Source organism: Sphingomonas paucimobilis NBRC 13935 (assembly GCF_000739895.2).
In the GTDB taxonomy this organism is placed as follows: domain Bacteria; phylum Pseudomonadota; class Alphaproteobacteria; order Sphingomonadales; family Sphingomonadaceae; genus Sphingomonas; species Sphingomonas paucimobilis.
In genome coordinates, this window is sequence record NZ_BBJS01000042.1 from 1 (window position 1) to 17,353 (window position 17,353).

General features: G+C 66.5%; 18 protein-coding genes. 10 read left to right on the top strand and 8 right to left on the bottom strand.

Annotated elements, in window-relative coordinates; translation table 11 throughout:
• Positions 1-24: 24 nt before the first annotated feature.
• Entirely contained in the window at positions 25-1,140 is a 1,116-nt protein-coding gene (gene dnaN / locus SP6_RS12630; RefSeq protein WP_037568989.1) for a DNA polymerase III subunit beta, read from the bottom strand.
• A 150-nt stretch (positions 1,141-1,290) separates the two neighbouring features.
• On the bottom strand, positions 1,291-1,905 hold the full coding sequence (locus SP6_RS12635; RefSeq protein ID WP_037568966.1) for an outer membrane protein: 615 nt from the start codon (positions 1,903-1,905) through the stop codon (positions 1,291-1,293).
• A 140-nt stretch (positions 1,906-2,045) separates the two neighbouring features.
• On the opposite strand from SP6_RS12635, the gene SP6_RS12640 reads away from it, so the two are divergent.
• From SP6_RS12640 to SP6_RS12655, 4 genes are all read left to right on the top strand, one after another.
• Complete coding sequence (locus SP6_RS12640; RefSeq protein ID WP_007405578.1) at positions 2,046-2,705, top strand: histidine phosphatase family protein; 660 nt, start codon at positions 2,046-2,048, stop codon at positions 2,703-2,705.
• A complete protein-coding gene (locus SP6_RS12645; RefSeq protein ID WP_037568967.1) occupies positions 2,702-3,184 on the top strand; it encodes a hypothetical protein in 483 nt (160 codons plus the stop codon). The genes SP6_RS12640 and SP6_RS12645 overlap by 4 nt, the downstream gene beginning before the upstream one ends.
• Before the next feature lie 56 nt (positions 3,185-3,240).
• Positions 3,241-4,449 (top strand): dual-specificity RNA methyltransferase RlmN, encoded by a 1,209-nt coding sequence (gene rlmN / locus SP6_RS12650; protein WP_037568990.1) that lies wholly within the window; start codon positions 3,241-3,243, stop codon positions 4,447-4,449.
• Between the two features lie 203 nt (positions 4,450-4,652).
• On the top strand, positions 4,653-5,414 hold the full coding sequence (locus SP6_RS12655; protein WP_007405592.1) for a sulfite exporter TauE/SafE family protein: 762 nt from the start codon (positions 4,653-4,655) through the stop codon (positions 5,412-5,414).
• Positions 5,415-5,420: 6 nt separating this feature from the next.
• Here SP6_RS12655 and SP6_RS12660 read toward each other — a convergent pair whose 3' ends face one another.
• The 3 genes from SP6_RS12660 to SP6_RS12670 form a co-directional block, all read right to left on the bottom strand.
• A complete protein-coding gene (locus tag SP6_RS12660) occupies positions 5,421-6,254 on the bottom strand; it encodes a hypothetical protein (RefSeq protein WP_007405573.1) in 834 nt (277 codons plus the stop codon).
• Between the two features lie 19 nt (positions 6,255-6,273).
• On the bottom strand, positions 6,274-6,867 hold the full coding sequence (locus SP6_RS12665) for a PH domain-containing protein (RefSeq protein ID WP_007405617.1): 594 nt from the start codon (positions 6,865-6,867) through the stop codon (positions 6,274-6,276).
• 84 nt (positions 6,868-6,951) lie between these two features.
• On the bottom strand, positions 6,952-7,572 hold the full coding sequence (locus tag SP6_RS12670; RefSeq protein ID WP_007405613.1) for a flavin reductase family protein: 621 nt from the start codon (positions 7,570-7,572) through the stop codon (positions 6,952-6,954).
• Between the two features lie 24 nt (positions 7,573-7,596).
• Between SP6_RS12670 and SP6_RS12675 the strand changes: the two genes are divergently transcribed.
• From SP6_RS12675 to SP6_RS12685, 3 genes are read left to right on the top strand one after another with little or no spacing between them, the layout of a single operon-like run.
• Entirely contained in the window at positions 7,597-8,325 is a 729-nt protein-coding gene (locus tag SP6_RS12675) for a cytochrome b/b6 domain-containing protein (protein ID WP_042469151.1), read from the top strand.
• Positions 8,322-9,065 carry a molybdopterin-dependent oxidoreductase gene (locus SP6_RS12680; RefSeq protein ID WP_007405514.1) on the top strand — a complete coding sequence of 248 codons (744 nt, stop codon included), beginning with the start codon at positions 8,322-8,324 and terminating at the stop codon, positions 9,063-9,065. The genes SP6_RS12675 and SP6_RS12680 overlap by 4 nt, the downstream gene beginning before the upstream one ends.
• 18 nt (positions 9,066-9,083) lie before the next feature.
• The gene (locus tag SP6_RS12685) at positions 9,084-10,313 is read left to right on the top strand and encodes an SAM-dependent methyltransferase (protein ID WP_007405499.1); all 1,230 of its coding nucleotides are present in this window, start codon (positions 9,084-9,086) and stop codon (positions 10,311-10,313) included.
• Positions 10,314-10,350: 37 nt separating this feature from the next.
• On the opposite strand, the gene SP6_RS12690 is transcribed toward SP6_RS12685, so the two are convergent.
• Together SP6_RS12690 and SP6_RS12695 are read right to left on the bottom strand one after the other, a co-directional pair.
• A complete protein-coding gene (locus tag SP6_RS12690) occupies positions 10,351-10,752 on the bottom strand; it encodes an LPXTG cell wall anchor domain-containing protein (protein WP_113667857.1) in 402 nt (133 codons plus the stop codon).
• Positions 10,749-11,180 carry a protein tyrosine phosphatase family protein gene (locus SP6_RS12695; protein ID WP_007405549.1) on the bottom strand — a complete coding sequence of 144 codons (432 nt, stop codon included), beginning with the start codon at positions 11,178-11,180 and terminating at the stop codon, positions 10,749-10,751. Before SP6_RS12695 ends, SP6_RS12690 begins: the two co-directional genes overlap by 4 nt.
• A gap of 387 nt (positions 11,181-11,567) precedes the next feature.
• On the opposite strand from SP6_RS12695, the gene SP6_RS12700 reads away from it, so the two are divergent.
• The 3 genes from SP6_RS12700 to SP6_RS12710 are packed head-to-tail and all read left to right on the top strand — an operon-like array spanning position 11,568 to position 15,285.
• Positions 11,568-12,590: a YncE family protein gene (locus SP6_RS12700; RefSeq protein WP_007405500.1), complete on the top strand. Its 1,023-nt coding sequence runs from the start codon at positions 11,568-11,570 to the stop codon at positions 12,588-12,590.
• Positions 12,591-12,640: 50 nt separating this feature from the next.
• Positions 12,641-13,813 carry a lycopene beta-cyclase CrtY gene (gene crtY, locus SP6_RS12705; protein WP_007405555.1) on the top strand — a complete coding sequence of 391 codons (1,173 nt, stop codon included), beginning with the start codon at positions 12,641-12,643 and terminating at the stop codon, positions 13,811-13,813.
• Complete coding sequence (locus SP6_RS12710; protein WP_007405540.1) at positions 13,810-15,285, top strand: phytoene desaturase; 1,476 nt, start codon at positions 13,810-13,812, stop codon at positions 15,283-15,285. Before crtY ends, SP6_RS12710 begins: the two co-directional genes overlap by 4 nt.
• Before the next feature lie 35 nt (positions 15,286-15,320).
• On the opposite strand, the gene SP6_RS12715 is transcribed toward SP6_RS12710, so the two are convergent.
• Positions 15,321-17,147: an ABCB family ABC transporter ATP-binding protein/permease gene (locus tag SP6_RS12715; RefSeq protein WP_007405505.1), complete on the bottom strand. Its 1,827-nt coding sequence runs from the start codon at positions 17,145-17,147 to the stop codon at positions 15,321-15,323.
• Positions 17,148-17,353 lie beyond the last annotated feature (206 nt).

Genomic DNA, 17,353 nt, shown 5'->3' on the forward strand with positions numbered 1-17,353 from the left:
CCCTTGCAGGGGAGGAAAGATTGGTCACACCCGCATCGGCATGAGCACGTAGAGCGCCGGCGCCTTGTCATTCTCGCGGATCAGCGTCGGTGCGGCGGCGTCGGCCAGATGCACTTCAACCAGGTCACTGTCGATCTGGCCGAGAATGTCGAGCAGATAGCGGCTGTTGAAGCCGATCTCGAAGGGCAGCGAGGTGTATTCGCCCGGCACCTCTTCCGACGCGGTGCCGTTTTCGGGGCTGGTGACCGACAGGGTGATCCGGTCACGGTCCAGCGCCATCTTCACCGCACGCGTCTTCTCCGTCGCGATGGTCGAGACGCGGTCGACGCCCTGCATGAACGCCTTGGGATCCAGCTTCAGGATCTTATCGTTCGCGGTCGGGATGACGCGGCTATAGTCCGGGAAGGTACCGTCGATCAGCTTGGAGGTCAGGATCGCCTGGCCCAGGTCAAAGCGGATCTTGGTCCCCGACAGCGACACGCCGACCGAGCCGTCCACCTCGTCGAGCAGCTTGCGCAGTTCGGCGACGCACTTCCGCGGCACGATCACGTCGGGCATCCCCTCGGCGCCGTTGGGACGCTCGATGGTGACGCGGGCCAGACGGTGGCCGTCGGTCGCGGCGGCCTTCAGCACCGGTGCGCCATTATCCTCGGCGACGTGCAGGAAGATGCCGTTCAGATAATAGCGCGTCTCTTCGGTCGAGATGGCGAAGCGCGTCTTGTCGATGATCTGCTTGAGCAGTTCCACCGGCAGCTCGAACTGGGTCGGCAGTTCGCCCTCGGCGATGACCGGGAAGTCGTCGCGCGGCAGCGTGCCGAGCGAGAAGCGCGCGCGGCCCGCCACGATGGTCATGCGCCCCTCGGCAGCGGTCAGCTGCACCTGCGCGCCCTCGGGCAGCTTGCGCGCGATGTCGAACAGCGTGTGCGCCGACACGGTGGTCGAACCCGGCTGGTCGACCGCCGCCGCCACGCTGTCGTTGATCTGGAGGTCCAGGTCGGTCGCCATCATGCGAAGCTGGCCCTCGGCCGTCGCCTCCAGCAGCACGTTGGAGAGGATCGGAATCGTGTTCCGCCGTTCCACCACCGACTGGACATGGCTCAAACCCTTGAGCAGCGTTGCGCGTTCGATCGTCGCCTTCATTTCCTGATCCCCCGCCGACGACCGCATGGTCCCCGAGTCCGAAAGTGATAAATGGCCTTGGTTCCTACCCGCGAAAAAGGGGCCGGAGCAAGGCTCCGACCCCTGCAACATTGGGGTAAAACCACCGTTAATGTGGAAAACCCGTACCGATCAGAAGCGCAGACCCAGTCCGGCCAGCAACTGGTGGCGATTCGGGTTGATGCCGACGCCGTCCAGCTCGTCATAATGCGAGTAGCGATATTCGCCCTTCACGAAGGTGTTGGGGCTGATCGCATATTCGAGGCCAGCGCCCAGGCGATAGCCACCGACTTCCTGCGAATTGACGTTGGTGACGCCCGCATTGGTATAGCGCGCATCGAACTTGGCGTTGGTGTAACCGGCCTTCACATAGCCCAGCGCGACCGGCGAGATCATATAGCCGACGCGCGCACCGGCATAGAGATCACGGCCCGCACCCAGACGGAACTGATCGCCGGGGACGGTAACGTTGTTGCTGCGCGTGTCCGAGCTGGAGCCGGTGATTTCACCTTCCGCACCGAGGATCACCGGGCCGGCGGGGATGTCATAACCGATGCCGGCGCCGTAAAGCACGCCGTCGCTCGAGCTGTTGTCCTTGCCCTGACGGTCGTTGAGGCTGTCATAGCCGATCAGGCCTTCGACGCGGAAACCCGTAAAGGGCTGGCCTGTGGTCGTCTGGGCGGCGGCGGGGGCCGCGGCGGCCAGAGCGGCCGAGGTCGCCAGGGCGGCGAGCATGAGCTTACGCATAAACTACTCCGTTACTGTACAGGCCGCCATTACAGTGGCGGTCCCGGCTTAAATGGCGCGGAACTCCGTGCGTTGCATGAACCTCAGCTAAACAGGAAAAAGCGTTGCATCTGCGCAACAGCCGCGACAGGGATGGACCCATGCCGCCAGCCGCCAAAGCTTTGCCTCCGCGAAAGGGGCGCGATTTTATCGCCCGGCATGGCGAGACGGTGTTCAACCGGATCGGACGAATCCAGGGCGATCAGGCCGATCTTCATACGCCGCTGACCCGGCGTGGCTTTGCCCAGGCGGAGGCGATCGGCACGGCGTTGCGCGATCGGCTGGGCGAGTCGCCCGTGCTGACACTCTGGTCCTCCCCCACCGGCCGCGCGCTTCAGACCCTGGCGGTGATCGCCGAGCATCTGAGCCTGGACTGGCATGGGACGCGGCAGGACCGGCGGCTGATCGAGCTGGGCTTTGGCAGTTGGGGCGGGGAGACGCTCGCCGATCTCGCCACACGCCATGGGCCGGTGGTGCACCCGCATGGCATGGCGGTGGGCGCGCCCGATGGTGAGACCTATCCGGCGATGGCGGCGCGCCTGAAGGCCTGGCTGGCGGAGACGCACGACCACGAAGGCGACCGGCTGATCCTGATGCATGGCCTGTCCAGCCGGGTGCTGCGCGGGCTGATGCTGGGCCTGTCGGACGATCCCCATTGCGGCGTGCCGGTGGCCGAGCGCCTGCCGCAAGGGTCGATCGTGATGATCGCGGACGGCATCGAGTCGCTCCTCCATCGCGGCATGGGCGCGGCGGCGGCGTGAGCGGGCGAGCGCTGGTGCTGGCGGTCGCGCTGCTGGCGGTGCCCGCCGCCGCGCGGCAGACGATCGGCGTCTACAAGAGCTGGGGCGCGTTTCGCGATCCCGACCGCTGCTATGCCATCGCCCAGCCCGTGCTCGCCAATGGCCGACCGGGCGGTTTCGCGACCGTGGGCACCTGGCCCGCCAAGCGGCTGCGCGCCTCCTTTCACCTGCATCTAAGCGCGCCGCGCGACCGCGCCGCGCCGGTGACGCTGGCGATCGGCGAGCGCCGCTTCCCGCTGATCGGGACCGACCGCGACATCTGGGCGCCCGATGGGGCTACCGACCATGCGCTGGTCATGGCGATGCGATCGGGGCGCAGCATGAGCGTGTCGGCGGTCGACACCCGCCACCGCCCCTTTGCCGACACCTATGCGCTGGCCGGTGCGGCTGCGGCGATCGACGCGGCGACGCTGGCCTGTGTGGCAGGGAATCCCGGCTGACCGCCATCCCCAGCGTGCCAGTGGAAATGGACACGATTTTGCGCTATGGCCGCGCGATGCAGACAGTTTCGGCCGCCCCCATGCCCATCCCCGGGCACATCGATCCCGTGCCCGTGCCGCGCGGCGTGCAACCGCGCCCGGATGGTCGCGTCGACCTGATCGGCCTGACCAAGGACCAGTTGCGCGAGGCGCTGCTGTCGGCGGGCATGGAATTGAAGCAGGCCAAGCTGCGCTCCAAGCAGATCTGGCACTGGCTCTACAATCGCGGCGCGGTGCGCTTTGCCGACATGACCGATATCGCCAAGGCGCAGCATCCCTGGCTGGAGGAACGCTTCGTCATCGGCCGTCCCGAGGTGGTCGAGGCGCAGGTGTCGAGCGACGGCACCCGCAAATGGCTGCTCCGCTCGCCCGACGGGCAGGATTACGAGATGGTGTTCATCCCCGACGCCGATCGGGGCACCCTGTGCGTGTCGAGCCAGGTCGGCTGCACGCTCAACTGCCGCTTCTGCCACACCGGCACGATGCGCCTGGTCCGTAACCTGACCGCGGGCGAGATCGTGGGACAGGTCATGCTGGCGCGCGACTCGCTCGGCGAATGGCCCAGCCAGCCCGAGGGCCGCATGCTGACCAACATCGTCATGATGGGCATGGGCGAGCCGCTCTATAATTTCGACGCGGTGCGCGATGCCTTGAAGCTGGTGATGGACGGCGACGGGCTGGCCCTGTCCAAGCGTCGCATCACGCTGTCGACCAGCGGCGTGGTGCCGATGATGGCGCGTGCGGGAGAGGAGATTGGCGTCAACTTGGCCGTCTCGCTCCACGCGGTGACCAAGGACGTGCGCGACGAGATCGTGCCGCTCAACAAGAAATACGGCATCGAGGAACTGCTTCAGGCCTGTGCCGATTATCCGGGGGCGAACAACGCGCGGCGTATCACCTTCGAATATGTGATGCTCAAGGACAAGAACGACTCGGACGCCGATGCGCACGAACTCGTCCGCCTGCTGCGCCACTATAAGCTGCCCGCCAAGGTGAACCTGATCCCGTTCAATCCCTGGCCGGGCGCGGCCTATGAATGTTCGGATCCAGAGCGCATCCGCCGGTTCTCCGACATCGTGTTCGAGGGCGGCATCTCCGCCCCCGTCCGCACTCCGCGCGGGCGCGACATCGACGCCGCCTGTGGCCAGCTCAAGACCGCCGCCGAGAAGAAGAGCCGCGCGCAGCTCGACCGCGAGGCGGAAGAAAAGTTCGCGGCGCTGGGGTGACCTGATCCTCCCCGGGACGGGGAGGTGGCAGGCCCAAGGCCTGACGGAGGGGGGCTTCCCCAAGAGACGTCCTTTAGCGGCGATCCCCCTCCACCATGCTGCGCATGGTCCCCCTCCCCGTGCCGGGGAGGAATGTGGCATCCCGCTTGAACCACGGCCGCCGGTGAGGCACTTGTGCCCCGCACCATGCGTTACCCCGCCCGATGATCGACTGGACCTTTCTCGCACTGGCGGCCGCCGGAGGTTTTGTCGGGGGTGCGATGAATGCGCTGGCGGGCGGGGGCAGTTTCTCGACCATGCCGACGCTGATCGCGCTGGGGCTGCCTTCCACCATCGCCAATGCGACCTCCAATGTCGCGCTTCAGCCCGCCGCGATGGCCAGCGTCTGGGCCTATCGCCATGGCCTGGAGCCGGTGATGGGCGTGTCGATGCGGCGCATGGCGGCGCTGACCTTCGTCTTCGCGCTGCTGGGCAGCATCCTGTTGTTCCTGACGCCGCCGCGCGCTTTCGACCTGATCGTGCCATGGCTGTTGCTGACCGCGACGCTGGCGATTGCGGGGGGACGCCATGCCTCGGACTGGCTGGCGCGGATTGCCCGACCGGGCCCGCGCGCATTGATGGGCGCGCAGGCGGTGCTGGGCATCTATGGCGGCTATTTCGGCGGCGGCATCGGCATGATGCTGACCGCCGCCTGGGGATTGCTGTCGGGACGCAATCCGGCGCAGCTCGCCGCCCCCCGTACGCTGATGCTGGCCACCGCCAATGCGGCGGCGACCTTGGTCTTCGTCGTCACCGGCATGGTCGCCTGGGCACAATGCGTGCCGATGCTGCTGGGCGGGATCGTCGGCGGATGGAGCGGGGCGATCATCGGCCGCAAGCTGCCCGCCGGCCTGATCCGGGTGTGGACCTTGTTGCTCACCAGCGTCACCACGCTGGTGTTCTTCTGGCGGGGCTATATCGTGTGAGGTGGTTCAGGATGGCGGAGGTATAGCCCGGACAAAGCGGATCGTGACGATCTGGTCGCCATCGAACACGATCCCGGCATGCCATTCGCCACCGGTTCCGACCATGACCGCATCAAACTCGCGCCCTGCCGCATCCTGAAGGTCGGCCTTGTCCAGAAGATCGTTGGGCCAGCTCGCGTTATAGGGAGCGACGTAGCGGATGGACGAGATCGGAAACCGCGCCAGCGCGACCCGGCCATCCGTGATCGGGGTCAGGCGATCTTTCGATATGCCGGGAAAGTCCTGCGGATATGCCTTGACCATGTCCGCCAGGTTGCGGGTAAGGCGATCGTCGATGGTGATCCGCAGCTTGCGAAGCCGGGCGGGCCGGAGCGTTGCAAAACGGCGGACGACGCTGAAGCTGCGGTCGCCCAAGACGTCATCACGCCGGAAAAAGCTCCACGCCGGCGCTTCACATCCTGTGCCATCCTTCGCCGGCCGCGCCCAGCGGTACAGTTTCGTCGTGGTGACGGCATCGGCGGGAGCGGCGGGGACCGCATCGCCCCGACGCATGCGCGGCGCCAGCGATACATCGATCCGCGTCTTTTCGCAAAAGCCCGGATGATCCGCAGGGGTCGCGGCCGTGTACAGCCGAATCGCGTTGACGACGGGAACGCCTGGCGGCGCGGGCGGCATCATGCCCTCCGGGCCGACATCGGCCTCGACGATCGGCGGATGGCCGGATGCCAGCAGTACGTCGGCCAATGCCGCCGGCGTCATCCGTTCGGCCTCGCTGAGGGCGATGGCGGGGCCATCGGACCGAACCGCAATCTGTGGCGGCAAGGCCATCGGCACCAACATCCTCATTCCCCCCCTTGGACTATTGCGGATCGCGCGGTGCGGGCGAACCGGTCACGCGTCCGGCGATCGCCTGCTCCAGCCGCAACAGGCTATCGCGAATGTCGACCAGCACCTGTCGGTCCGATGACGGTACGGTGCCCGAACCGTCGGCCATCGCCAGTCGGTCGCGCTGTTCGAGGATGCGGTCCCGCACCGCGCGGGCATCGACCAGGCCGACCAGGTCGGCATCGGACTTTCCCGACGCCGACTGGCTTTGCCCGGCGGTTTCCACGCGCAGCTGCAAAAGACCGAACCTCTTGAGCAGTGGCCCCTCGCGGATCGAGATGTCCTGGATCTTGTCCAGCGGGATCGTCAACTCGCGACGGAAGATCAGCCCCTTGCCGATCACCACGCTGCGCTCCGTCAGGTCGCAGCGCAACGCCGCGTGGTAACGGCGGATCCAGGGCGGGCCGATCACCAGCCAGACGGGCAGAAGCATGATCCCGATCACGGACAGCATGACCACCGCCGTCCAATAGGCCAGGAAATAGAGGCGCAGCTGGCTGCTGAACCGCCCCTGCAACAACGTCACGGGCGCATCGCCCTGGTGCTCGACCACATCCGCCATCGCCATCCCCCCGATCGATCGCCGCCGAACGTACCGGATTTTGGTGATATGTCACGGGGATACGGCGCGCGGCCGGCGGCGCGCCCGCCCTCAGTCCGGCCGCCGCATCTCGAACCGCGCGCCTTCGGTCACTTCGAAATAATCGACCGGCCCGCCGCCGCGCAGGATCGGACGCGCGCGTGCCGTCTGATAGATGCCGTTCTCGATCATTGCGGTGGCGATATGGATGCCCACCGCCTCGCCGATCACCAGCCACTGGTCGAGCTCCCGCCCTTCCTTGGTTTCCAGCCGGATGAGCTGGGTCAGGCGGCATTCGAACGAGACCGGGCTGGCCGCCACGCGCGGTGCCGCGACCACCCGCCCTTCCTCCACCGCCAGCCCGGCGAGCGCGAATTCGTCCACCTCGGCGCCGACCATCGCGGCGCTGGCGTTCATCGGCTCGGCCAGCGCCATGGTCGCCAGATTCCAGGTGAAGACCTGCGTCTCGGCGATGTTGGCAACCGAGTCCTTCCACCCTTGCGACGAAAAGCCGATCAGCGGCGGGCGGTAGTTGAACAGGTTGAAAAAGCTGTATGGTGCCAGATTGTTGACGCCCGCGCTCGACCGGCTGCCGATCCAGCCGATCGGGCGCGGGGCGACGATCGCGTTCAGCGGATCATGTGCCAGGCCATGGCCGTTGACGGGTTCGTAGAAATGCCAGTCCTGAGTCATGATTGCCCCGTCGGAGAGATAGTGATGGAAGCCCAAACGCCGCCCGATCCGCAAAGAGCCGATGGGCCGCGCGTCATCCGCCGTCATGGCTTGGTGACGCGGCTGTGGCACTGGGTCAATGCGGTGGCGGTGCTGATCCTGCTGGGATCGGGGCTGGGCATCTCCAACGCACATCCCCGGCTTTATTGGGGGCGCTATGGGGCGAATTTCGATCCCGCCTGGGCGACTCTGCCGCGTTTTCCCAGTTGGCTGACCATTCCCGCCCATTACAATCTGGCGATCTCGCGCCGCTGGCATCTCTTCTTCGCGCTGGTGCTGGGCTTCGGGCTGCTGGCCTATATGGTCGGCGGGCTGCTCACGCGGCATTTCCAGCGTGACCTGCGCATCCGGGGGCATGAGCTGCGCCCGCATGCGCTATGGGTCGATTTCAAGCGGCATCTGGCGTTCCGCTTTCACGACGAAAGGGACCCGCGCGCCTACAACCTCTTCCAGAAGTTCAGCTATGCGCTGGTGCTGTTCGTCGCCCTGCCGCTTGCCATCCTGACCGGGATCGCGCTGTCGCCGGGGATGAATGCGGCCTGGCCCTGGGTGCTGGAGATATTGGGCGGACGGCAATCGGCGCGCTCGATCCATTTCATCACCGCGAGCCTGTTGGCGCTGTTTACCATCGTCCATCTCGCGCTCGTCATCCTGGCGGGCGCGGGCAATGAGGTGCGGTCGATGATTACCGGCCGCTGGAGGGTTCCCGAATGATCCGGCGTCGTACCATTCTGACCGGCGGTGCGGGGCTGCTCCTCGCAGGCTGCGACAAGGTCATCCAGCAGCCCACCGCACGGAAGATCCTCTTCGCGGGTGAGGATATGCAGAAGGGCTTGCAGCGTGCGCTGATGGATCGCGGGGCGCTGGCCCCCGAATATCGCCGTGACCAGATGTCGCCCTATTTCCGCACCAACGGCACCCGCGATCCGGGGACGCCGGAATATCGGGCGCTGGTGGAAAACCGCTTTGCCGATTGGCGGCTGAAGGTCGGCGGGCTGGTCGGCACGCCATTGTCGCTCTCACTACGCCAGATCGGCGAATTTCCGGCGCGTCGCCAGATCACCCGGCATGACTGTGTCGAGGGGTGGAGCGCGATCGGCGAGTGGATGGGGCCGATGCTGGGCAATGTGCTGAAGGCCGCGAACATCAGCGACCGCGCGCGCTATGTTGTCTTCACCTGCGCCGACCTATACGGGGGCCAGCCCTATTATGAATCGCTCGACCTGATCGACGCCTTCCATCCGCAGACGATCCTCGCCTGGGGCATGAACGGCCGGATGCTGGATGTCGGGCATGGCGCACCGTTGCGGCTGCGGGTCGAGCGGCAACTGGGATACAAGCACGCCAAATATGTGATGCGGATCGATGCGGTCGACAGTTTGTCCAACATAGGTTTGGGCAAGGGCGGATACTGGGAAGACCATGTCGATTATGACTGGTACGCCGGGATTTAAGGCACTAGGCGGTGCCATATGGCGCTGATCGATCTCTTTCTGTCGCGCGCGGTCCGCAAGGGCCGCCTGTCCCTCACCCATCATGACGGCACCGTCCGCGAGTTCGGCTCACCCGAACCTGGTTACCCGGATGTCGCAATCCGCTTCACGGACGCCCGCGTCGCCGGGCAGATCGTCCGCAACCCCGCGCTGGCGGCGGGCGAGTGCTTTATGGACGGCCGCCTGGTCGTCGAGAAGGGCGATGTCCGCGACCTGGTCGAACTGCTGACCGCCAATGACAAATGGGAAGCGGGAGCAGACCGGCTCAATCCGTCCTGGCTGGTCCGCGCGGGCGGCGCGGTGAAGCATCGCATCGACCGGATCAACATGGAGCGCCGCTCGAAAAAGAATGTCGCCCACCATTACGACCTGTCGGGCACGCTGTACGAACTCTTCCTCGACACCGACAAGCAGTATAGCTGCGCCTATTATACCGATCCCCAGAACGATCTGGAGCGGGCGCAACGCGATAAAAAGGCGCATATCGCCGCCAAGCTGGCGATCCAGCCGGGGATGAAGGTGCTCGACATCGGTTGCGGCTGGGGCGGGATGGCGCTCTATCTGCATCAGATGTGCGGCGCCGAGGTGCTGGGCGTCACCTTGTCCGAGGAACAGCTGAAGGTGGCGCGCCAGCGTGCCGAGGCGCTGGGCGTCGCGGACAAGGTGAAGTTCGAGCTGATCGACTATCGCCGGGTCGAGGGGAAGTTCGACCGCATCGTCTCGGTCGGGATGTTCGAGCATGTCGGCCCGCCGCAATATCGCACCTTCTTTCGCAAGTGCCGCGACCTGCTGACCGAGGATGGCGTGATGCTGCTCCACACGATCGGGCGGCTGGGCGGTCCGGGCGTGACCGACGACTGGACGACCAAGTACATCTTCCCCGGCGGCTACAATCCGGCCCTGTCGGAGATCGTCCGCGCGCAGGAGGGGCTGCGTATGTTCCTGACCGATGTCGAGGTGCTGCGCTGCCATTATGGCTGGACGCTCGACGAATGGTATGCGCGGACGGTGGCGGCGAAGGAGCGGATCGTCGAGCTGTATGACGAGCGCTTCTATCGCATGTGGCTATTCTATCTGGCGGGTGCGGGCGCGGCGTTCCGCAATGGCGGGCTTTGCAACTACCAGGTGCAGTTGACGCGCGGGCGCATGTCGGTGCCGGTGACGCGGGATTATATGTTCGAGGGGGAACGCGAACTGCGCGCGCGGTAGGGCATCTATCCTCCCCTTAAAGGGGAGGAACATGGGGTCAGGCCTTGAGCCGCCGGATATCCAGCACATCCACTCCGGCCAGCGTGACCGAACCGAAGCGCCCCTCGACCTCGGCAATGATACCCTCGGCGGTCGAGCGCACCCGGGTCCAGGGGATTTCACGCACCGCGAGCATGCGCCCTTGCCGTTTGATCGCCGCGACCCGGCCATCGGTCGCCACCGCCAGCGCGCCCTGCCCGTCCGCGCCGACCACCGCGCCCGATACGATGAAACCGCTCAGCGCTGCTTCGGCCGCCGCCGCCACCTCTTCAGGCGAGCCGACCCGGCGATCGCGCCGCCGCCGGAGCAGCAGGCCGATCCCGGCGCCGCTCAGCAGCGTTCCCGCCGCTCCGCCCGCCAGCGCCCAGCCCGACATGGTCCCGGCCAGGGGCAGAGTCATCCCTGCGCGCCCGCGAGCGCGTCCAGCGTCGGGCGCAGGCCGGACAGGTCATAGCCCGCACCCTCGGCCTGCATCACGATCAGCGTCGGGTTGCGCCCGGCCTTGGCCGCCGCCAGTGCCCATAAATTGCAGCTGCGCGTGCCCGAGCGGCAATAGGCCAGGACCGGCCCCTTGGCCTCGGTCAGCGCCTGGGTCATCTGATCGACCATCTCGTGGCTGAACCCGCCCGGCGTCACCGGGATCGCGGTATAGGCCAGCCCATGATCCTCGGCTGCGGCGCGAATCGAATCGCCCGTCGGCTGGTTCGGCTCCTCGCCATCGGGACGGTTGTTGACGATGGCGGTATAGCCCGCTGCCTTGATCGCCGCGACGTCCTCGGGACGGATCTGGGGGGCGACGGCGACGCTTTCGTTCAGGGGACGGATCATGCGGCTCACCTATTCAATGGGCCGTTTCACCGCAACATGCGGCAGGCCTCATTCGCCTCGAAAAGACGCATCGAGAGGCGCTTGGCTCCGCCGAAAGGGGGGCTTTCCTCCCCTGCAAGGGGAGGTGGCAGCGCAGAGCGCTGACGGAAGGGGGGCGCCGGCAATTAGGACAGCCCGTAATCGCGATCGCCCCCCTCCACCAGCTTCGTGCTCGAGCGAGATTGTGTCCCCGGCACAATCCTGGTCTGCCGGGGACAGACCAAAGCTCGAATACCCCCTCCCCTTGCAGGTAACGAACGCGAATCGTCATCACGGCGGCGGCGGAACCGATCCTCCCGGCCCGCGTCTGACCCTACGATCCCCCCATCGTTCGGAAAGAAGCCCCCCATGTCGCTGATCGATCGTCGCCAGGGTCTATGGGGTCTGGCCGCCCTGGGAATCGCGGCCACGCTGCCCATGGCTTGGCGCCGGGCGCAAGCCGCGCCATCGACCCGGGGTACGCTCGCGCTGGTCGAGAAGGGCGAAGGGCGCGTCGCCTTTTACGATGTCGGCGATGGTCGTCGGTTGGGCACCGTGCCGCTGGGCGTCCAGCCGCATGAGATGGTCGCCGACCCCACGGGGCGCTACGCCTATGTCGGGGGGTATGGCGTGAAGGGCTGGCAGGCCGCCGGTGAGGGCGGCCATCAGCTCTGGGTGATCGACCTCGCCGAGCGGCGGCTGGCGCGCACCATCGATCTGGCGCCACATCGCCGCTGGCACGGGATGCGGATGGATGCGCAAGGCCGCCTCTATGCGCTGTCTGAGACGGACAGCCTGCTCGCCCGCTTCGACCAGCCGGCCGCCGCCGAGACGCCGGACCGGATGATTCCCGTCGGCGGCGCGCGCAGCCATTATTTCGTCGTCCGCCGCGACGGGGCTCGCGCCTATATCGCCGACACGATGAGCGGCATGGTCATCATGGTGAACCCCGACGATGCGAGCTTCGCCCCCGTCAAGCAACATATCGGCCAAGCGCCCGAGGGACTCGCGCTCAGCCCCGACGAGCGGACGCTCTATGTGGTGGATCGCCCGGCCGGCATCCTTCACGCCCTCGACGCCACGACGCTTCAGCCCCGTGCCCGCACCCGCTTGCGCGGCGAGGCGGTGCGGGTGATCGTGCAGCCCGATGGCCGGCTGATCGTGTCGAACCAAGGGGACAAGAGCCTGACCCGCCACGCCGCCGCCACACTCGCCGAGGAAGCACGGCTCGCGCTGCCCGCCGCTGCGCCGGGGCTGAACCTGCCGGCGGGGGGCACGACGCTCTATGCCGCGCTCGACAACAATCGGCTGGCGATCGTCGATCTGGCGGCCTGGAAGATCGTCGGCGGCTTTGCGACCGGAGAGGCGCCCGATACGGCGGTGCTCGCATGACGCACCGCCGGGCCTTTGCGTGACAGTCGCTTTGCGGTAGCGATAGGGCGATGGCAGCCACGATTTCCTGCGATGTCGCGATTGTTGGTGCGGGGCTGGCCGGTGGCCTGATCGCCCTGGCGCTCAAGGCACGACACCCCTCGCTCGACCTGCGTCTGATCGACGCGGGCGAGACGATCGGGGGCAATCACGTCTGGTCCTTTTTCGGCAGCGACGTGGCCAAGCGCGATCGCTGGATCGTCGAGCGGCTGGTCGCGCATGGCTGGCGGCAATATGACGTCGCCTTCCCCGCCCATTCGCGCACGCTCGACCAGACCTATTATTCGATCGAAAGCCACCGCCTCGATACCGAGGTGCGCCGCGCCCTGCCGCCGCAGGCGCTGATCCTGGGGCGCAAGGTGCTGGCGGTGTCGGCCACTGCCGCCGTCTTCGCCGATGGCGACCGGGTGGAGGCCAAGGGCGTGATCGACGCGCGCGGCGCGGGCGACCTGTCCGCTTTGTCGTGCGGGTGGCAGAAATTCGTCGGCCAGGAATTGCGCCTGTCGCGCCCGCATGGCTGCACCCGGCCGGTGGTGATGGACGCCACCGTCAAGCAGATCGACGGCTATCGCTTCGTCTATGTCCTGCCCTTCGCCGAGGATCGGATCTTCGTCGAGGACACTTATTACTCCACCTCGTCCGAGCTGAATCGCCGCGCCATCGTTCAGCGGATCGAGCGCTATGCCGAGGCGCGCGACTGGCTGACGGCGGAGGTGGTGCGCGAGGAAGCCGGCGTCCTGCCGGTGGCGATGGGCGGCGATTTCGACGCCTATTGGCGCAGCGGCGGGGCAAAGACGCCCAAGGCCGGAATGCGCGCCGGGCTATTCCATCCCACCACCGGCTATTCGCTGCCCGATGCGATCCGTCTGGCCGCGATGCTGGCCGAACGGACCGACTTCGCCGGCGCCGACCTGCACGACGCGACCTATCGCATGGCCCGCGCCGCCTGGGATGCGCGCGGCTTTTATCGTATGCTCGACACGATGTTGTTCAAGGCCGCCGAGCCCGATGAGCGATACCGCGTGCTCGAGCGTTTCTATCGACTTGCGCCCGACCTGATCGGGCGATTCTATGCGGGGCAATCGACCATGGCCGACAAGGCACGAATTTTGACCGGACGGCCGCCGGTGCCGATCCTGCGCGCCATCGCCGCGCTGAGAAGCCAGACGGGGGGTCGCGCGTGAAGAGCGCGGTCGTCATCGGGTCGGGCTTTGGCGGCCTGGCGCTCGCCATTCGCCTGCAATCGGCGGGCGTGCAGACCACCATCGTCGAGGCGCGGGACAAGCCCGGCGGCCGGGCTTATTATTGGGAGCGCGACGGCTTCACCTTCGATGCCGGCCCCACCGTCATCACCGACCCGGCCTGTCTGGAGGAACTCTGGGCGCTGACCGGGCGCAGCATGTCGGAGGACGTCAAACTCGATCCGGTCAGCCCCTTCTACCGGCTCAATTGGGTCGACGGCACCAATTTCGATTACAGCAACGACGACACCCAGCTCCGCTCCGAGATCGCCAAGCTGAACCCCGACGATATCGCGGGCTATGGCCGGTTCCTCGACTATGCCGCCGGGGTCTACCGCGAAGGCTATGAGAAGCTGGGCCATGTCGCCTTTCTCGACTTCGCCTCGATGGTGAAGGCCGCGCCTGCGCTGGCGAAGTACCAGGCATGGAATTCGGTCTATGCCATGGTCTCGAAATTCGTGAAGTCGGAGAAGCTGCGCGAGGCCCTGTCCTTCCACACGCTGCTGGTCGGCGGCAATCCGATGACGACCAGCGCCATCTATGCGCTGATCCACAAGCTGGAGCGCGATGGCGGCGTCTGGTTCGCGCGCGGCGGTACCAATAGGCTGGTCGCCGGCATGGTCGCGCAGTTCGAGCGGATCGGCGGCGTGCTGCGTCTGGGTGATCCCGTCGCGCGGATCGAGACTTTGGGCGACCGCGCGACCGGCGTGGTGACGAAGAGCGGCCTGACGATCCAGGTGGATGCGGTCGCGACCAATGCCGATATCATGCACAGCTACCGCGATCTGCTGGCCGACAATCGCTCGGCCCGGCGGACGGTCAACCGGCTGGAGCGCAAGCGCTATTCGCCGTCGCTGTTCGTCGTCCATTTCGGCATCAAGGGCGCGTGGCCGGGCATCCCGCACCACATGATCCTGTTCGGGCCGCGCTATAAGGGCCTGCTGACAGACATCTACGACACCGGGGTGCTGTCGGAGGACTTCTCGCTCTACCTCCACCACCCGACCGTCACCGACCCTAGCTTGGCGCCCGAAGGCCATTCGACCTTCTATGCGCTGGCCCCGGTGCCGCACATGGGCAAGTTCCCGATGAACTGGGACGAAGTCGGGCCGATCCTGGAAAAGCGCATCCTCGACGAGGTCGGCCGCCGCCTGATCCCCGACATCCATGATCGGATCGTGACCAAATTCCATTATGCGCCATCGGACTTCGCCACCGACCTCAACGCGCATATGGGCTCGGCCTTCTCACTCGAGCCGATCCTGACGCAGAGCGCCTATTTCCGGGTGCACAACCGCGACGATTCGATCCCGAACCTGTATTTCGTCGGCGCCGGTACGCATCCGGGCGCGGGAATTCCGGGCGTGGTCGGCAGCGCCAAGGCGACGGCGGCGCTGATGCTGGAGCGTAAATAATCTCTTTTCCTCCCCGTGCCGGGGAGGATCAACATTCACGCCAGCACCGCATCCTCTTCCGCCTGCTCGACCTCGGCGGCCTGGCGCGCCCACATTTCGGCATAGAGCCCGCCCTTGGCCAGCAATTCGCCATGCGTACCCCGCTCGACCACATGGCCGCCATCGAGCACCACGATCTGATCGGCATGGGCGATGGTCGACAGGCGGTGCGCGATGACCAGCGTGGTGCGCCCGCGCTCGATCGCCTGGAGCGTCGCGAGGATATCCGCCTCGGTCCGGCTGTCGAGCGCGCTGGTCGCCTCGTCGAGGATCAGGATGGGCGGATCCTTCAGCAAGGTGCGGGCGATCGCCACCCGCTGCTTCTCGCCACCCGACAGCTTCAGGCCACGCTCGCCGACGCGGGTGGCATAGCCCTGCGGCTGGCGCTCGATGAAGTCCGCGATCGCCGCGCCCTTGGCCGCGCGCTCGACGTCCGACTGGTCCGCGCCTTCACGACCATAAGCGATGTTGTAGCCGATCGTATCGTTGAACAGCACCGTGTCCTGCGGCACGATCCCGATCGCCGCACGCAAACTATCCTGCGTCACGTCTGACACCCGCTGCCCATCGATGGTGATCGCGCCCTCGGTGACATCGTAGAACCGGTAAAGCAGCCGCGCGAGCGTCGACTTGCCCGCGCCGGACGGCCCCACCACCGCACAGGTCGTGCCCGCCGGAATGTCGAGCGTCAGGCCCTTCAGGATTGCCCGATCCGGCTCGTAGCCGAAGACGACATGGTCGAAGCGGACATGCCCGCCCCGCACCGCCAGCGGCAAGGCATGGGGCGCGTCGACCACTTCGGCGGGCGTGTCGATCAGGTCGAACATCGCGCCCATGTCGATCACCCCCTGGCGGATGGTGCGATAGACCATGCCGAGCAGATCGAGCGGGCGGAAGAGCTGCGACAACAGGGTCGAGACGAACACCACATCGCCCGGCGAGGCCGCCCCCCGGCTCCATTCGCGCACGACCCAGGCCATGGCGAAACCGAGCATCAGGCTGGTGATCGCGGCCTGCCCGACATTCAGCCAGGCGAGCGAATTTTCCGACTTGGTCGCCGCGCGGGCATAGGCGGCGACGCCGTTTTCGTAGCGCTGCGCCTCGCGCTCCTCGGCATTGAAATATTTGACCGTCTCGAAATTCAGCAGCGAGTCGACCGCATGCGCCACCGCGCCGGTGTCGAGATCGTTCATCCGATTGCGCAGCGCATTGCGCCAGTCGGTCACCTTGCGGGTGAAGCCGATGTAGAGGACGACCATCGCCAGGGTGGTGACGACCAGCACCGGCCCGAAACTGCGCCCGAAGATCGCCAGCACCAGCCCCAGTTCCAGCACCGTAGGCGCGATGTTGAAGAGGAGAAAATAGAGCATTGTATCGATGCTCTTGGTCCCCCGTTCGACGACCTTGGTCACCGCGCCGGTGCGGCGCTCCAGATGGAAGCGCAGCGACAGGCGGTGGAGATGGCGAAAGACATCGGCCGACAGCCGCCGGGTCGCGTCCTGCCCGACGATCTCGAACACCGCATTGCGCAGATTGTCGAACAGCGTCGTGCCGAACCGCGCCGCCGCATAGCCGATGACCAGCAGCACGATCAGCATCACCGCGCCGCGATCCCCGCCCGCCATCCGGTCGATCGCATATTTCAGCGTATAGGCCGCGCCCAGCACCTGCAGGAGCTTGGACAGGATGACGAGCAGCATCGCCGCCACGATCCGCGCGCGCAGGGCGGGCGCTCCGGCGGGCCAGAGATAGGGGAGGAAGCGGCGAAGCGTCGGGATCAGCGGCCGGTCAGGCGCACCGGCGGTGGGGTCGAGTGGCGGCATGTCGCCCCCATGTCGGCGGAACGGAGGCGAAGTTCAATGGCGGTACCGGAAAGAGACCAGTCAGGAATACCGGAGCTTCGCCAACACTGCCCGCGTCCATACCATCCCGGCCTTCGGCGAAGTGGTAAGGTTTTCGCGAAGGCCGGACTTGCGGGCGGCTTGCCCTGGCCCAGGCTGCGGAGCACCCCGGCCTTTGGCCGGGGGCT

Coding starts and splice junctions, on each gene's coding strand:
- SP6_RS12665 (WP_007405617.1), bottom strand. CDS start 6,867: ATGGCGATGGCGGATGTGGTCGAGCACCAGGGCGATGCGCCCGTGACG.
- SP6_RS12680 (WP_007405514.1), top strand. CDS start 8,322: ATGATCCGGCGTCGTACCATTCTGACCGGCGGTGCGGGGCTGCTCCTC.
- SP6_RS12685 (WP_007405499.1), top strand. CDS start 9,084: ATGGCGCTGATCGATCTCTTTCTGTCGCGCGCGGTCCGCAAGGGCCGC.
- rlmN (WP_037568990.1), top strand. CDS start 3,241: ATGCAGACAGTTTCGGCCGCCCCCATGCCCATCCCCGGGCACATCGAT.
- SP6_RS12690 (WP_113667857.1), bottom strand. CDS start 10,752: ATGACTCTGCCCCTGGCCGGGACCATGTCGGGCTGGGCGCTGGCGGGC.
- SP6_RS12670 (WP_007405613.1), bottom strand. CDS start 7,572: ATGACTCAGGACTGGCATTTCTACGAACCCGTCAACGGCCATGGCCTG.
- SP6_RS12660 (WP_007405573.1), bottom strand. CDS start 6,254: ATGTTGGTGCCGATGGCCTTGCCGCCACAGATTGCGGTTCGGTCCGAT.
- SP6_RS12695 (WP_007405549.1), bottom strand. CDS start 11,180: ATGATCCGTCCCCTGAACGAAAGCGTCGCCGTCGCCCCCCAGATCCGT.
- SP6_RS12635 (WP_037568966.1), bottom strand. CDS start 1,905: ATGCGTAAGCTCATGCTCGCCGCCCTGGCGACCTCGGCCGCTCTGGCC.
- SP6_RS12715 (WP_007405505.1), bottom strand. CDS start 17,147: ATGCCGCCACTCGACCCCACCGCCGGTGCGCCTGACCGGCCGCTGATC.
- dnaN (WP_037568989.1), bottom strand. CDS start 1,140: ATGAAGGCGACGATCGAACGCGCAACGCTGCTCAAGGGTTTGAGCCAT.
- SP6_RS12640 (WP_007405578.1), top strand. CDS start 2,046: ATGCCGCCAGCCGCCAAAGCTTTGCCTCCGCGAAAGGGGCGCGATTTT.
- SP6_RS12700 (WP_007405500.1), top strand. CDS start 11,568: ATGTCGCTGATCGATCGTCGCCAGGGTCTATGGGGTCTGGCCGCCCTG.
- SP6_RS12655 (WP_007405592.1), top strand. CDS start 4,653: ATGATCGACTGGACCTTTCTCGCACTGGCGGCCGCCGGAGGTTTTGTC.
- crtY (WP_007405555.1), top strand. CDS start 12,641: ATGGCAGCCACGATTTCCTGCGATGTCGCGATTGTTGGTGCGGGGCTG.
- SP6_RS12675 (WP_042469151.1), top strand. CDS start 7,597: ATGGAAGCCCAAACGCCGCCCGATCCGCAAAGAGCCGATGGGCCGCGC.